The following is a 14,933-nucleotide window of genomic DNA, read 5'->3' as shown; positions in this document are numbered from 1 at the left end:
ACCGGGGTGTTATCGGCGCTTATATTGGGTCTTCGGACTCCGCGGCGGCGGTTCTACTGGCGCGGGGACTCCCGCCACCGTGCGGGGTCCTGCGCTCTCGGATCCGAACAGTATGGGCCGTCTCCGTCGCGTCGTCGACGACGAGCGCCTCGCCGGTCCCGGTCGGGAGTCGCGAGGCGAGGTCGCCGGCGAGGTAGGTCGCTTCCGCCTCGGCGAGCCGATCGAGGTCGCGCTCGGCGGTGAGCCGATGGGCGACGATCAGGTCCGACTGCGAGACGGCGACACTCGGCAGCGCGCCGGGGCGCTGCGTCGCGCAGACGAGCGAGACGCCGGGCGCGCGTCCGCGCGTCAACAGCGTCCGGAGCGCGGGGTCGGCGACGCCGCCGAAGAAGGCGTGCGCCTCGTCAATGAGCAGCCACGGGAGTCGATCGAGATCGCCGCCGATCCGGGCGTCGTAGAGCCCGCGAGCGACCGCCCTGACGACCGCGGCCGCGGCGGCCTCGGGAGTTCCGGCGAGATCGAGCATCGTCGGGACCCCGTCGCCGACGAGCTGGGTGACGGGTGAAGCGTCCGCGTCGAACACGCCCCACGATTCGGCGAGACGCAGGTGGTTCGCGGCCGCTCGGCGGTCCGCCGCGGGCGCGTCCGCGCCTTGGACCCGATCGCGGAACGCCGCGAGCGATGGCGACCCGCTTGACCCCTCCGAGCCGCCCCCGTCGGGGGCGTCGAGAGCGTCAGCGACGACGCGCCACAGCAGGCTCCCCGGCCCGCTCGCCGGATCGAGTCCGAGCAGGTCCGGCCATGTCTGCGGAGGAATCGCTACCGGGGGGATCCGCGGCTCGACCACCCGTCCGCCGGCCGCCCGGAGCCCCCCGAAGACGCCCATCGGATCGATCACGACCGGCGCGACGCCGCGCGACGCGGCGAGCCCTTCCGCGAGGACACCGAGCGTGTACGACTTCCCGGTTCCCCGCTTGCCGAAGACGACGCCGGCGTGCGGGCCGTCCGCGTCCACGTCGACCGGTGCCCCGGCGCTGCCGTCGCGCGCGAGGAACGACCCGAGCCGGACGGTCGGGGGCCGTTCGGTGTCAGTCTCGCCGCTCGTGTCGGCAGGGACAGTCCCATCAGGGGCGACCCCAGCGTCCGAGTCGGAGTCGCGTCCGAGCACGTGCATAGGCGCGGTAGCCGCGGTATCGCACAAAAGGGTCGGGGCGAGACGGCCCATCGATCCATCCGGCCGTTTATCAGTGATACCGCGGCCACCGGCGGTATGCCGCACTCGAAACGGGACGGACGCACAGCGAACGACCGATCGTTTCGCTCGGATCGTCGGGCGATCGAGGGGCTGCCAGTCAGGCTGGTCATCGCCCTCGTCGTCGGCGTCGCGAGCCTCAGCGTGATGATGGGGATGATCGGCGACATCGACGGGCTGGCCGCGACGGAACTCGACGCGCAGCCGCAGCCGGAGGTGACGACGCCGGGCGAGCAGTCGCTCGACGTCGCCGTCGTCGACCCCGACGGCTCTCGCGTCGCGGACGCGACGGTGATCGTACGGAGCGGATCGGCACAGATCGACGGCGTGGCTACCGGAACAACCGATTCAGACGGGACCGCAACGATCGATGTCGATCCGAAACTCGGGCCGAATCAACCGGACGGGACTCTCACCGTCGAGGTGAAACCGCCGGCGGAAGGGGACTACGTCGACGAGCGCGGGAACACGGAGGTGCTGGTCGTCGCGGAGTGATCAGTGCTGGTGGTCGCGGAGTGATCAGCACAATTCAAGATGGAGCCCCCGACCTCAAGGAGCGACCGAAGGGAGCGAGTAGATCGGGAAGAAACTCAACCTGCGATGGCACGCTCCTCGGTCAATGGCTTACTGGCTCCCACCGAATCGTTACTAATATAAAAAGTAAGAGGAACATCTGAAATACGGATGGAGGTACGTCGCACGGTCCCCGTCAAACTCGACGTGGCCGACAGCGACGCCGACCTCCTCCACGAGACCATCTCCGAGTTCCTGTGGGCCGCCAACTACGTCGTCGATCACGCGTGGCAAGACGAGTACAAGACCACGAGCAAAGCCCAACTCCAACGCGAGACCTACGACGACGTGCGAGCCGAGACACGGCTCCAAGCGAATCTCGTCCAGAACGCCCGCAACAAGGCTGCCGACGCTGTCCAGAGCGTCGTCGCGCGCTGGAAACAGGGCGACTACGCGGGGAAGCCGCGCTTCTCCGCTCCCACGCTCGTCTACGACAAACGCTGTGCCACGTTCAACGACGACCACGCGACGCTCTCGACCGTTGAGGGACGTATCACCGCAAGGTACGTTCTCCCCGACGAGGACCGCGAGACGCCCCACTCGGAGTATCTGTTCAACGACGATTACGAAGTGACGGGTGCAGAACTCCACTACCGCGACGGCGAGTTCTACCTTCACGTCCGCACAAAGGCGGACATGGAGTCCGAGACTGCCGACGATGGCACCGCTGAGCACAGCACAGTCCTCGGCGTTGACCTCGGCATCGAACACGTCGCCGTCACCTCGACAGGGACATTCTGGAACGGCGCAGAGCTGAACCATTGGCACCGCGAGTTCGAGAAGCGGCGCGGCTCGCTCCAACAGGTGGGACGCGGGCCGCCCACGAAACCATCCAGTCAGTCGGACGTACCGAGACGGGGCGCTACGACCACTTCTTACACACCGTCTCGAAAGAACTCGTCGCAGAAGCCGTCGAATACGACTGTGACGTGATCGCGTTCGAGAACCTGACCGGTATTCGTGAGCGGATGCCGAACGCCAAGAAGTTCCACGCATGGGCGTTCCGACGGCTGTTCGAGTACGTCGACTACAAAGCCGAAATCGTCGGGATCTCGGTCGAACAAGTAAGTCCTGCGTACACGAGCCAGCGGTGTTCCAAGTGCGGGTTCACTCACGAGGACAACCGCCCCGCTTCGAACAGACAGGACGAGTTTGAGTGTCTCAAGTGCGAATACTCTCCCCATGCAGACTACAACGCGGCGAAGAACATCGGCCTGAAGCATCTCCGCTCGGCGCAAACGTCGTCGAGCGGAGGCGCACCCGTAAACGTGCGCTTGAATCGCGGGACATTGAACGTGAATGGTGATTACGAACCTGCCAGCGATGGCCAGAACGGGAGTCCACGCGAAAGCCCCATCCTCAACAAAGCGAACGGCAACGCCGTGAGCGAGTAGGGTAGTTTACAGCCGGTCGTCCCAGTCGATCCAGTCCTGCTCCCAGCCGTGCCGCGCGAAGTGCCCTTGCTCGGCGCGCTCGGCGTCCTCACGGTGCGTGCGGTTTCGCTCGACGCCGCGCTGCTCTCCGTCGACGAGCATCGGCTGGAGCCGCGCCGGACCGGCCGTCTCGACGGTCCGGAACCCGGACGGTGCGTCATCGTCGTCGGCCGCGTCGGCGGTGACGCCGTCGGACGCGGTTCCGTCCGGAGAGGGTTCGATCGCGGCGAGCGTCTGGACCGCTGTCCCGCGGGGATAGACGATCCGACCCCCGTCGGCGAGCTGCTCGCGGAGCGCGCGCGGCGGCTCAACGACGCCGGCTTCGAGGAGGATCCGGTCGTATGGAGCGTACTCGGGCAGCCCGTTCGCCCCGTCGCGTCGGTCGACGAGGACGGCGTCGTATCCGGCCGTCGAGAGGTTCGAGCGAGCGATCGCGACTGCCTCGCGGTCGATGTCAACTGCGTGGACGCGCTTCGCGCCCGCGATCTCGGCGAGCAGCGCGACCGAATAGCCGACGCCGGCACCCACGACGAGCACCTCGTCGCCCTCGGCGACGTCGAGCGCGGAGATCAGCCGCACGACGGTCGCGAGCTCGAGCGACCGGTCTCCGTTCCCGCCGCCCCCGCTACCCCGGCCGGTCTCGCCCCCGGTCGTCGGAGCGTCGTCGACGAACGGGTCCCGGGAGACGCGCTGGAGCGCCGCCAGCACGGGCTCGTCCAGCGTCTCGCCGATCTGGTGTTCGAGCCCCTCGATCATGTCGGCCCGAAGCGACGCCTCGTCCATAGCCCGACTCGGTGCTCGGCCCTCTAAAAGCGCTCGCTCGGCGTCGCACTGCTCGTCATCGCAACAGTCACCACACCGCACCGTCCCTCACTGCATCGGAACGAACCGGACGCCCCCGTGGTTCTCGCGGTCGACGCCATCATCCCCGACTGTCAGTCTAACGAGCCGCTGTGCGCCGGCGCGACCGACCGGCGCGACGATCCGACCGCCCGTCCGCACGCGGTCGACAATCGGATCGGGAACCCCGTCAGTCGGCGCACAGGTCAGGTACGCGGCGTCGAAGGGCGCTTCGTCGGGGAACGCCGTCCGCCCGTCGCCGGCGCGGACAGTCACGTCGTACCCGAGCCGCCGGAGCCGGTCGCGGGCCGCCTCGGCCAGCTCCGGGACGTACTCGACACTGTAGACGTTCTCCGGACCGGCGACTTCGGCGACGACGGCGGCGTGGTAGCCGCAGCCCGTGCCGACCTCGAACACCCTGTCGCCGGGTTCCACGTCGAGCAGGTCGGTCATGACCGCGACCATGTGCGGCGCGCTGATCGTCTGATCGTGGCCGATCGGGAGCGGCCGGTCGGCGTAGGCGCGGGACTGTAGGCGCTCTGGGACGAACGCGTGGCGCGGCACCGACTCGAGCGCCGCGAGCGTTCGGTCGTCGACGTCAAGCCGGCGACGGAGCCCGGCGACGAGTTCGCGGCGCGCCGTCTCGTGGTCGGCGTCGGCCATGTGTTCGTGTAGCACGGGGCGCGTGGAGAAGGTGTCGGCGGGGAGGGAGAACGTCGGGGGGAGTGAAAAAAACCGGACTCGGACCCTACGCCACGTCGATCGGGTGGCCGTCGTCCGCCTCTTCGACGGCCTTCGGGAGCGTGACCGTGAGCACGCCGTGGCGGTACGTCGCGCTCGCGGCCTCGTCAACGACGGGTCTCGGAAGGTCGACGGACCGGGTGGTCGACTCGTGACGCCGCTCGCGTCGGAGATACCGTCGGTCCGCGTCCTCGCTCTCTCCGTCCTCGCGCTCCGCGTCGCGCTCGGCGGTGATCGTGAGCCGCCCCTCCGTCGCCCGTACGTCGATGTCCTCGCGGTCGTATCCCGGGAGGTCGGCCACGACGACGAACTCGTCGTCGTACTCGGCCACGTCGATATCGGTGGTCCGGAGGTCACGCCCCCACGCGCGGTCGCCGCCGAGGGAGGCGCGGCCGAGGAACTGCTCGATCTCGTCGAAGGGGTTGGTTCTGTTCATGATGATCACCCATAGGGACGTGATCTGTGGTATTAAAGACAACAGGATAGCTGATAGCCCGTGGCAGCCGACTCCAGAGGTACGAAACGACGACGAGAGAACCCGATCTCCGGCCGGTCAGTTCACGTCGATGCTATGACCGGCGTCGTCCGGCGACGACCGCTTGGGAAGGGTGACGGTGAGTACGCCGTCGTCGTACGAGGCGGTCGTGCCGTCGCGTTCGACCGGCTCGGGGATCGGAATCCGGCGCGACACCGCGCGGCGGCGGCGCTCGCGCCGGTGATAGCGAACGTCCCCTTCGCCCGCCGCATCATCAGCATCCGGATCGCTCTCGCCGACGGTCGCCTCCGCGTCCCGCGTCTCCTCGCGGGTGGCGGCGATCGAGAGCGCGTCGTCGTGGAGTTCCACCTCGATCTCGTCGGCGTCGAAGCCGGGGAGGTCGGCGAGCACGGTGATCTCCTCGTCGCCCTCGATCAGGTCGACGGCGACGTCGCGGCGGGCGGGGTATCCGGGGACGCCGGGCCCAGGCGTGTCGAGCGTGCCGCCGAGCTCCTCGAACTCCCGCCCCATCCGTTCGATCAGGTCCTCTATCTCGGTGAATGGATCGCGTCGCGTCATACAGGTCAGGATTCGAGGCGGAGAGACTTGAACGTACGGGCGGGAGTGGAAGGCGCGGAAAACGGACGGAGACAGATCGGGAGCGGTCGTCGCCTAGAGAAACGGCTGCCAGTAGTAGGGGCTGACGAATCCCTCGATGACGCCGGCGACCGCGAGTAACACGCCGACGCCCATCAGTGCCCAAAAGGCGTTCTCCAGCGCGTCGGCGAACGCCTCTCGGGACAGGCGGCCGCGGAACGCCCGCCACGAGACGATCCCGAGGTGGATCCCCAGCGCGCCGGAGACGAACAGCGCGGGGATTTCGAGGATCCCGTGGGGAACGACGAACGCGAGCAGCGCGGCGAGGTTCTCCTCCAACGCCGCGGTGGCGCCGAGCGCGAGACCGTTGAACGCGATCGACGAGAGCGCGGGGACCACGAGCGCGACGCCGCCGAACGAGGTCGCTATCGCGACCGACCAGTTGTTCCCGAAGAAGTTGAGCGCGGCCGTCGGCGGGAGGTGGCCGACCAGCCGCGACTCGATGGACGTGGTGACCGCGCCGACGAAGGGGTCGACGGCGAGCCAGCCGATCGCGCCGAATCCGACGCCGACGAGGATCGCGACCGCGTGCAGGCCGGGGGTTCGCCGGACGAACCCGGTCATCTCCCGCCAGCCGCGGCGGACGCCCCCGACGAACTGGTCGCGGAGCCGGGTGTCGACCGGCTCGACGGGCGCGACTACCCCGCGGTGGTCGCCGTACAAGACTGTTTTGAGCAGATCGAGGGCGGGAGCGGCGACGACCGCACTGGCGAGCGCGACGGCGGCTCCGCCCCCGACAAACGCGAGCGCAGATGCGGCCGAGGAGACCGCCACGAGCACGCCGACGGCGACGACGAGGTACGCGAGAGCGTCGACGGGGTTCGCTCGGATGAACCCGCCGGCTCCCTCGACGGCGCCGACCACGCCCGCGTCGTCAACGACGACCGCAGCCGGGGCGAACGCGAACACCGCGCGGACGAGGAGCAGGACGATCAGCCCGACGAGCAGCGCGAGCAGCGCGACGACGGCACCGAGGAAGGGGCTGACGAGGAACGCGCCGCCGATTGCGAGCGCGGCGAGCAGCGACATCCCCACCCACAGCAGGAACTCGGCGACGTAGAGGCCGAGGAACGTGAGCCAGCGCCCTCGCACGCCGGCGATTCCGGCCGTGAGCCCGCGCCCGCCGCGGACCCGACCCGCGACCGCGGACATCTGTCCGGCGGAGACGGCGGCGTACGTCAGGAGCGCCAAGAGGAGCGTCACGACCGTGCCGGCGGCCACGAGGAGGATCGCGGTCGGCGACGCGAGCGGTTCGAGCGCCGGCGCCGCGCTGTCGACCCACGCCTGGACCGCCTCGGGGTCCTGCGTGTCGGGCGGCGTCAGGTCCAGTTCGGCGAGCGCTTGGCGCGCGTCGTCGAGCCGACCGGTCAGCTCGTAGTGGAGGTACGTTCCGGCGAGCGCGACGAAGAGCCCCATCCGGGCGACGACGGGGACCGCCGTGCCGAGGAAATAAAACGGGAGGAGGTCGGCGGGTCGCCGCCGGAGGGTCGACGCAGTAGCGGAGACCGCGGCTGACAGGTCCATGCGGACCGATTCGACCGTCTCATACTTAAAAGCCCGAGCGATTCGGTCGGTCACTCCGATGCGCGGTCGGGAGCCGGATCGTCCGTCGATGGACCGTCGTCTGGCGACGAACCGTTCGACTGCGACGTGTCGCTCGCGCCGTCGATCCCCCGTTCCGCCATCATCTCCGCGGCGCGGTCGGCCCATCCAGAGTACCGGAAGCCGACGGCGACGACGAGCGCCATCCACGCGTACGCGAGGGACACGCCGACGTACGCGCCCTGCGGACCGAATCCGGCCGTGCGTCCGAGCAGCCACGACGCCCCGAGGAAGAGGCTGAACATGCCGGACACGCGAGCGACGAGCGGGATCCGGGTCTCGCTCGCCCCCTGCAGCGCCCCGGAGAGCGCGGAGAAGCAGACCAAGGCGGCGCCGGCGAGCCCGTAGACGCGGGCGAAGTCGACCGCGTACGCGACCGTGGGGCCGTCGTCGGTGAAGAGCGGGACGAGTCGGGGCGCGAGCGCGACTAGAGCGATCCCGATCGACCCGACCGTGAACACGCCTAGCCCGGCGACAGCCCACCCGTTGAACCGAGCCTCCTCCGGGTCGCCGGCGCCGAGCGACTGGCCGACGAGCACCGAGGCGGCGACGTTATACCCGCGCGAGAGCGGGCCGGTCACCTGCTGGTACACCCGCCGCCCGATCTGGAACCCGGCGTTGACCGCCTCGCCGAAGCCGAGCAAGAGCGCGTTGAAGGGGAACTCGGCGATCTCCGAGCCGAATCCTTCGAGCACGCGGGGCGTGCTCACTCGGAGGAGTTGGCTCGCGATCGTGAGGTCCCGGGGACGCGCGAACGACGCCTCGGTCCAAGGGCCCCGAATGGCGAGACAGAGGAGCCCGGCCGTGAGCACGTTGGCGCCGGCGGTCGCGAGGCCGACGCCGACGACCTCCAGCCGCGGGAGGCCGAACAGGCCGAGCCCGAGAGCGACCGAGCCCGCGATGTTGACGGAGTTGGCGGCGACGTTGACGTACATCGGGGTGCGGGTGTCGCCGGTCCCCTGGAGCGCGCGGGCGGCGACCAGGGCGACGTGGCGCGCGGGGGCGGTCGCGAAAACGATCGCGAGGTACGTCGAGCCGAGGGCGACGACCTCCGGCGAGGTTTGCTCGCCGACGAGCCGCCCGAACACGTCGATCGCGTACTCGCCGAAGAGGAGCCCGAAGAGCGCGAAGGGGATCCCAGCGAGTGCGCCGACGAGGACCGCCTGCGTCACCGCCTCGTCGCGGGTGTCGGTCGCGCCCGCGCCGGTGTCCTGGGAGGAGAGCGCGATCGCGCCGCCCCCGAGGCCGAGCCCGATCCGGAGTGGAAACCGGGCGTAGAGGTCGGCGAGCCCGATCGCGACCACGGCCGCCGGCGAGAACAGCGCGGTGACGAGGACGTCGGTCGTCCGCATCGCGGTGCGGAACGTCTGCTCCGCCATGACCGGCCACGCGAGCGAGAAGACGCGCGTCCAGACGCGCCGCAGCCGCGGGAGGTCCATGTGTCACCGCGGAGGGGCGGCCGGGATTTTTACGTGTCGGAGCCGGCGGCCCCCGCCGGACGCAGTCGGCTCGCCGCTCCGCGAAGCGCTCGCTCGCCGAGGCCGCTCACGATCCCTATCTCGGCTCCGCCCGCGGGAGTGTGACTTGGATCCGCGCCCCGCCGAGGTCGGACTCACCGATCGCGAGGTCGCCGCCGTAGCGGTCGACGAGCGTCGAGACGATTTGGAGGCCGCCGACCGCGCCGTCCCCGGTATCGCCCTCATCCGAACCGTCGTCGCCGCGATCGAGCCCGGTCACGCCGCCTTCGTCGAGAAGCGAGTCGCGGCGCTCGGGCGGGATCCCGGGGCCGTCGTCAGCGACCGTCAGCGTGACTCGCTCGTCGCCGTCGCGGACGGTGACCTCTGGGCCGGCGTGTTCGATCGCGTTCTCGACGAGGTTGTCGACGGCCGATCGCAGCCCCTCGTTGGCCCTGACCGGAGCCGCCTCGGCGATGTCGGCGTCGACGGTCACTCCGGGGTGATCGGCGGTCCCGGCCAGCACGTCCCCAGTCGTCTCGGCGAGGTCGATACGCCGGAGCGACGCCCGCCCGAGGAGGGCGTCCGCGACCGCGCCCGTCGCCTCGACCCGGTCGAGCCCTCGTCCGCCTTCCGCGCGATGACGGCCGACGGCGACGACGCGGAGTCGGAACCGGAGTCAGCGTCGGCGTCTGGGAGCCGCTCTGCCGGGCCGTGGGAATCCGTTTCCCCGTCCAAGAGGTCGGCGTACCCGCGGATCGCGGAGAGGTCGTTTCGGAGGTCGTGACGGAGGAGGTGGTTCACGAAGGCGACGGCGCGGGTCGCGTCCCGCGCGCGTCGCGCCTCGCCCGCGCTCCGGACCGCGTAGTAGCCCGCGACCGTGCCGGCGAGCGCGCCGGCGCCCGCGGCGACCAGAAGCGGGAACGCGGGCTCGACGAGCGGGCGTCCCTCGAACGCGCGAACGAAGAGCGTCGCACCGATTGCGCCGATGGCGATGAGCGCGCCGGCGACCGTCCACCGGGCGATACGGTACTCTTCAGCGGGTGCGAACTCCAGCGCGGCGATCCGGGACCCGGCGTAGACGACGCCGACGGCGATCCCGCCGTCGAGCGCCAGCGCGAGCAGCGGCCCGGCCGAGCGGGTGACGGAGCCGATTTCGGTCCCGTGGTGGACCGTCGCGGCGAATAGCAGGAAAACCCCGACTCCCGCGACGAGTCGGTGGCCGCGGGGTCGCCACATGCCAGTTGCCACCGGCGGAACGGCCAAAATCGTTTGGGTTGAGGTCCGTACCCGACCCGGCGCCCGAACGTTGAAACATGTGAACGACACACACACACACAGTATGGACGTTTTCGTGTACGGGACGTTGACCGAGCCGGAGCGGGTCGCCGAGGTGCTCGGCTCGTACGTGTACGTCGGGCCGGCGACGCTGTTCGGACTTCACCTCGTCGAGGGGCAGTACCCGACGCTCGCACCGGGCGGTGAGACCGCCGGACGGCTCCTCCGCACGGAGGAGCTGGACGCCCTCGACGAGTACGAGGGCGTCGGAGCGGGACTGTATCTGCGGGTAGCGATCCCCCTCGACGCGCCAGACGGGCACCCGGAGAAGGCGGCGGTGTACGTCGGCGATCCCGACCGACTCGACGCGGACGCGGCGTGGCCGGGTGAGGACGACGGCGACGGTCTCGGGTTCGCCGATCGAGTCGATCGCTACCTCGAACGAGAAGAGGTCCGAGTACGCCTGACCCCCTGAGATCCCGTCTGACGGAGCGATGACGGCGCCGCAGTCGTGCGTTTTCACTTTCACTCCGCTAGCCCTACCTTTTTGTATTCGGCACGTTTCGTTCTACTTGCACGTCACACGCGTGCATTCCCCCCTTCACAGACGACGAGCCCGCGGCTCGATCGAGGCGCGGTCTCGTTCGCGTTGTTCGGTGGCGAAACGGAACGGACCGGAACCAATTAGCTCCCGGCGCGGCGACACCAGCGTATGATCAGTCTCTCCGACGTTCGCGAGGCGCGCGAGCGCGTCGGCGACGCCGCCCGGCACACGCCCTTAGAGCGGTCGCGGACCTTCTCCGAGATGAGCGGCGCGGACGTGCACCTCAAATTGGAGAACTTCCAGCGCACCGGCGCGTTCAAGATCCGCGGCGCGATGAACCGGATCGCCACGCTCTCCGAGAGCGAGCGCGAGGCCGGCGTGGTCACCGCGAGCGCGGGCAACCACGCGCAGGGCGTCGCCCTCGCGGCCGACCGCGCGGGCGTCGACGCCACCGTCGTGATGCCGAAGTTCGCGCCCGTCTCGAAGGTGAAGGCCACGCGCGGGTACGGCGCCAGTGTCCGGCTGGAGGGCGTCGACTACGACGAAGCGCAGGCGTACGCCCACGAGCTCGAACGCGAGGAGGGCCGGACCTATGTCCACGCGTTCGACGACCCCGTGGTGATGGCTGGGCAGGGGACACTCGGCCTCGAGATCGTCGACGACTGCCCCGACCTCGACACGGTCGTCGTCCCGATCGGCGGCGGCGGGCTCATCTCGGGGGTCGCGGTCGCGATCAAAGAACAGCTCCCGGACGTGCGGGTCGTCGGCGTGCAGGCCGAGGGCGCGGCCTCGGCCGCGAAGTCGCTGGAGGCCGGAGCGGTCCGCGAGATCGACAGCGTCGACACGATCGCCGACGGGATCGCCACCCGATCTGTCGGCGAGCAGACCTTTGAGGTAATGGCCGAGTACGTCGACGAGGTCGTCACGGTCGACGACCGCGAGATAGCCCTCGCGCTCACGCTCCTCTTAGAGCGCTCGAAGACGCTCGTCGAGGGGGCCGGCGCGGTCGCGCTCGCGGCCGTCCTCTCGGAGGCGTTCGAGTACGACGAGGACGAGACGATCGTCGCCGCGCTCTGCGGCGGCAACATCGACCTCAACCGCCTCGGCACCGTGATCCGGCGGGGACTGGTCCAGATGGGCCGATACCTCAAGATCACGATCGACCTGAAGGACCGACCCGGCGAACTGGAGCGCGTCTCCAGCATCGTCGCCCGCACCGGCGCGAACGTGTATGCAGTCCACCACGACCGCACCTCGCGGGACGTTGCCGTCAACGCCGCCGAACTCGAACTCGAACTGGAGACCGACGACGCCGAGCACGCCGCCGACATCGTCGACGCGCTCGAAGCCGACGGGTACGAGGTCGAGATTCTCTCGTGATCGCAGACGAACACTTATAAGCAGATGTGCGGTCGGCGTCGCCGGCGCTACGCGCCGGCTGCAAGCGAGAGCTTCGCTCTCGCCCTGCGCGCCTCCGAGCGCCCTGATAAGGGCGCGAGTAGAGAGAGACCGAAGGTCTCTCGCTGGAGTCGGTCGTCCGGAGCAACGCGGAGGACGACCGACGAGGCTGGGGAGGCGTGAGGTGCGGGGCGGTGCCGTGCGGGGTGGGACTCAAAGGGGCAGCCGGCGAGGCGGGCGCAGGTGACGTAAGCACTGCAGGGAGCGAGCAGCGCGAGCGACCGAAGCGCGCAGCGAGCGTGCGCCCGCCTCACCGGCTGGGGCTTTGGAAGTGTTCACCGCCGATCTGCCAGCAGCTGTTTATAAGCAAGCGGCTAGAGCTTTGGAGGCGGTCACCGCAGAATCGTCGATCGCTTATAAATGATCGAGTACAGGCTCACCCGCATATCGACGGTAAAGCCGCTACTCGTCGTCGAAGTCGTCTTCGCTGGCCGGGGTCGTACAGACCGGACAGCCGGTGTCGAGGATCGTCTCCCGCATCTCGTCGTTGACCTCGATCGTCTGCGTGCAGTCCGAGCAGGTGAATTGAACGGTGGGCACGCTTCTCTCGTTGACGGAGATGGCGTCGGGCGATATAAATGACCGGCTTCCGTTTCGGGGGCCGGGAATCCGCGTCTAAACCCCGGAATATCCCGGCGTCCGCGTCCCGACGACCGCGCGCCACTCCGCTCTCGTCCCTCTACTCTCGTCCCTCTACCACCCGACCACTCAGTCCGTCCGCGGAACCGCGTACGCCCCCAGCGCGAGGAACACGGCGGCGAGGACCGAGAGCACCGCCAGATCGCCGACCCACGGCCCCGGCTCGTAGACGATCGCTCGCGTCCCGCGCGCGAAGTAGGTCAGCGGCGAAGCCGCGACCGCCGGCAGGAACCACTCCGGCAGCAAGCCGGGCGAGACGAACGTCTCGGAGAGGAAGAGCAGTGGGAGCGCGACCGTGTTGCTCGCGGCGATCACGCCGTCCTGCGAGTCCGCGAGCGCGCCGAGCAGCGCGCCGAGCCCGCAGAAGAGCGCGACGGCGACGGCGACGAAGACGGGGAGCGCCGCCAAGGCTGGCGAGACGACCGGCTTCGCGTCGGTCACGACCACCACGAGCGCGAGGATGAGCAGGCTCGCCGCGCCGATGATCGCGACGTTGACCAGCGTGTGCGCGAGCAGCCACTCGGCGCGCGAGAGCGGCGTCGTCGCCAGCTTCTCGAACCGGCCGCCGTCGCGGTGGCGAGCGATCTCGGAGCCGACGCGCGACAGCGGCGTAAAGAGGACGACGACAGCGAGATAGCCGGGGACGTAGTAGCCGGCGGGCTCCGCGAACAGCCCGCCCCCGGTCGGCTGCGTCTGGACCAGCGCGCCGAAGATCAGCACGAGGATGACTGGGAAGAAGAAGGTGAAGAACACCGCCGTCCGTCGGCGGAGGAACGACCGCGACGCCGCGCTCGCCTCGGTCGCGATCCGCCCGACGCGGGTCATCGGTCCCCCCCGTCAGGTGCGGTCTCACCGAACTCACCGGACCGCGGCGAGTACTCCTCGCCCGTGAGCCGGAGGTACACGTCCTCCAGCGAGGGTTCGGACCACGCGAGCGACTCGAAGGCGACCCCGGCAGCCTCCAGCGCGTCGACCGCGTCGCCGATCTCCTCGGGTCGGACGCCCCCGATCCGGAGGCCCTCGCGGGTGGACTCGACTGCAGGCGAGGACGCACCCGCAGCCCCGTCCGAAAGCGCATCTCGGACCGACTCGGCGTCCGCCTCGTCGGCGGGGCCGTCGAGCGCGACTTCCAGGCTCGGCTCGCCGCCGTGTTCGGCGATGAGTTCGTCAGGGGCGCCGACCGCGACGACCGCGCCGTCACGGAGGAGCGCGACGCGGTCGGCCAGTCGCTCGACCTCGTCCATCGCGTGGCTCGTGAGGAAGACGGTGGTCCCGTCGCCCGCGAGCCGCTCGATCAGCCGGTGGATCGACCGCCGGCCGGCCGGGTCGATCCCCGTGGTCGGCTCGTCGAGGAAGAGGAGGTCGGGGTCGTTGACGATGGCGGTGGCGACGCAGGTCCGACGCTGCTGCCCGCCCGAGAGCGTCTCGTACCATGCGTCGGCGTCGTCGGCCATCCCCACGTCCCGGAGGACGGGCTCGGTGTCGCGGGCCGCGTCGTACAGCCCGCCGTAGTAGTCGACCAGTTCGGACGCTGTGAGCCGCTCCGGCGGATCGAACGACTGCGGGAGCAGCCCGATCCGCTGCGGGTCGACCTCGCGCGGCGAGGCCCCGAACACCCGAAGTTTGCCCTCGGCCTCGGTCGTCCCCGTCAGCGCGCGGACCAGCGTCGTCTTCCCCGCGCCGTTGGGACCGATGAGCCCGAACACCTCGCCGGGTTCGACCCGGACGTCGACGCCGTCGAGCGCGGCGACCTCGCCGTACGACTTGCGGACGCCCTCGCCGACGACGACCGGAGAGGAGTCGGTGGCGGCGTCGACACCCGCGGCGTCGGTCGTGCCGCGATCCGTCTCTCCGTCCTCGGCCGCGGACGCCGACGCGGCCGCAGTCTCGTTCATGCTACTCGGTCGGGGTGCCGCGCGCGTAAGGGTTGCTCTTCCGGGCGGGCGGGAAGTCGAGGGGAGCCGCGGAATCCGCGATCGTCCCGGTC

15 protein-coding genes and 1 pseudogene are annotated in these 14,933 nt (G+C 69.8%); 4 read left to right on the top strand and 12 right to left on the bottom strand.

What is annotated here, in order from left to right; translation table 11 throughout:
* Positions 1-19: 19 nt before the first annotated feature.
* The gene (locus ACP96_RS01645; RefSeq protein WP_050031873.1) at positions 20-1,174 is read right to left on the bottom strand and encodes an ATP-binding protein; all 1,155 of its coding nucleotides are present in this window, start codon (positions 1,172-1,174) and stop codon (positions 20-22) included.
* A 96-nt stretch (positions 1,175-1,270) separates the two neighbouring features.
* On the opposite strand from ACP96_RS01645, the gene ACP96_RS01640 reads away from it, so the two are divergent.
* Positions 1,271-1,747 carry a DUF7382 domain-containing protein gene (locus tag ACP96_RS01640; protein WP_050026292.1) on the top strand — a complete coding sequence of 159 codons (477 nt, stop codon included), beginning with the start codon at positions 1,271-1,273 and terminating at the stop codon, positions 1,745-1,747.
* Positions 1,748-1,936: 189 nt separating this feature from the next.
* Positions 1,937-3,219 (top strand): annotated as a pseudogene (locus tag ACP96_RS19080) (RNA-guided endonuclease InsQ/TnpB family protein).
* Positions 3,220-3,225: 6 nt separating this feature from the next.
* Here the strand turns inward: ACP96_RS19080 and ACP96_RS01630 are convergent.
* From ACP96_RS01630 to ACP96_RS01595, 8 genes are all read right to left on the bottom strand, one after another.
* Positions 3,226-4,041: a protein-L-isoaspartate O-methyltransferase family protein gene (locus ACP96_RS01630; protein WP_050031871.1), complete on the bottom strand. Its 816-nt coding sequence runs from the start codon at positions 4,039-4,041 to the stop codon at positions 3,226-3,228.
* Between the two features lie 87 nt (positions 4,042-4,128).
* Complete coding sequence (locus tag ACP96_RS01625) at positions 4,129-4,761, bottom strand: protein-L-isoaspartate(D-aspartate) O-methyltransferase (protein ID WP_050031870.1); 633 nt, start codon at positions 4,759-4,761, stop codon at positions 4,129-4,131.
* 85 nt (positions 4,762-4,846) lie between these two features.
* Positions 4,847-5,275, bottom strand: coding sequence for an Hsp20/alpha crystallin family protein (locus ACP96_RS01620; RefSeq protein WP_050031912.1), 429 nt, complete (start codon positions 5,273-5,275; stop codon positions 4,847-4,849).
* Positions 5,276-5,392: 117 nt separating this feature from the next.
* The gene (locus ACP96_RS01615; RefSeq protein ID WP_050031869.1) at positions 5,393-5,893 is read right to left on the bottom strand and encodes an Hsp20/alpha crystallin family protein; all 501 of its coding nucleotides are present in this window, start codon (positions 5,891-5,893) and stop codon (positions 5,393-5,395) included.
* Between the two features lie 93 nt (positions 5,894-5,986).
* The gene (locus ACP96_RS01610; protein ID WP_050031868.1) at positions 5,987-7,495 is read right to left on the bottom strand and encodes a stage II sporulation protein M; all 1,509 of its coding nucleotides are present in this window, start codon (positions 7,493-7,495) and stop codon (positions 5,987-5,989) included.
* A 50-nt stretch (positions 7,496-7,545) separates the two neighbouring features.
* Positions 7,546-9,012, bottom strand: a complete 1,467-nt coding sequence (locus ACP96_RS01605; protein WP_050026302.1) for an MATE family efflux transporter — start codon at positions 9,010-9,012, stop codon at positions 7,546-7,548.
* Positions 9,013-9,127: 115 nt separating this feature from the next.
* Entirely contained in the window at positions 9,128-9,553 is a 426-nt protein-coding gene (locus ACP96_RS01600; protein WP_050031867.1) for a sensor histidine kinase, read from the bottom strand.
* A complete protein-coding gene (locus tag ACP96_RS01595; RefSeq protein WP_050031865.1) occupies positions 9,520-10,266 on the bottom strand; it encodes a hypothetical protein in 747 nt (248 codons plus the stop codon). The genes ACP96_RS01600 and ACP96_RS01595 overlap by 34 nt, the downstream gene beginning before the upstream one ends.
* 103 nt (positions 10,267-10,369) lie before the next feature.
* On the opposite strand from ACP96_RS01595, the gene ACP96_RS01590 reads away from it, so the two are divergent.
* Complete coding sequence (locus ACP96_RS01590; RefSeq protein ID WP_050031863.1) at positions 10,370-10,780, top strand: gamma-glutamylcyclotransferase family protein; 411 nt, start codon at positions 10,370-10,372, stop codon at positions 10,778-10,780.
* 237 nt (positions 10,781-11,017) lie between these two features.
* Complete coding sequence (gene ilvA / locus ACP96_RS01585) at positions 11,018-12,229, top strand: threonine ammonia-lyase (protein WP_050027168.1); 1,212 nt, start codon at positions 11,018-11,020, stop codon at positions 12,227-12,229.
* A 480-nt stretch (positions 12,230-12,709) separates the two neighbouring features.
* On the opposite strand, the gene ACP96_RS18360 is transcribed toward ilvA, so the two are convergent.
* The 3 genes from ACP96_RS18360 to ACP96_RS01575 form a co-directional block, all read right to left on the bottom strand.
* Positions 12,710-12,847 carry a DUF7560 family zinc ribbon protein gene (locus ACP96_RS18360; protein WP_152663391.1) on the bottom strand — a complete coding sequence of 46 codons (138 nt, stop codon included), beginning with the start codon at positions 12,845-12,847 and terminating at the stop codon, positions 12,710-12,712.
* Positions 12,848-13,015: 168 nt separating this feature from the next.
* A complete protein-coding gene (locus tag ACP96_RS01580; RefSeq protein WP_050027128.1) occupies positions 13,016-13,771 on the bottom strand; it encodes an ABC transporter permease in 756 nt (251 codons plus the stop codon).
* Positions 13,768-14,841 (bottom strand): ABC transporter ATP-binding protein, encoded by a 1,074-nt coding sequence (locus ACP96_RS01575; RefSeq protein ID WP_050027126.1) that lies wholly within the window; start codon positions 14,839-14,841, stop codon positions 13,768-13,770. The genes ACP96_RS01580 and ACP96_RS01575 overlap by 4 nt, the downstream gene beginning before the upstream one ends.
* Between the last annotated feature and the right edge of the window lie 92 nt (positions 14,842-14,933).

Origin of the sequence: Halorubrum halophilum (assembly GCF_000739595.1) — an archaeon.
Classification (GTDB): Archaea; Halobacteriota; Halobacteria; order Halobacteriales; family Haloferacaceae; genus Halorubrum; species Halorubrum halophilum.
This window is presented reverse-complemented; position numbering and strand designations above follow the sequence as displayed.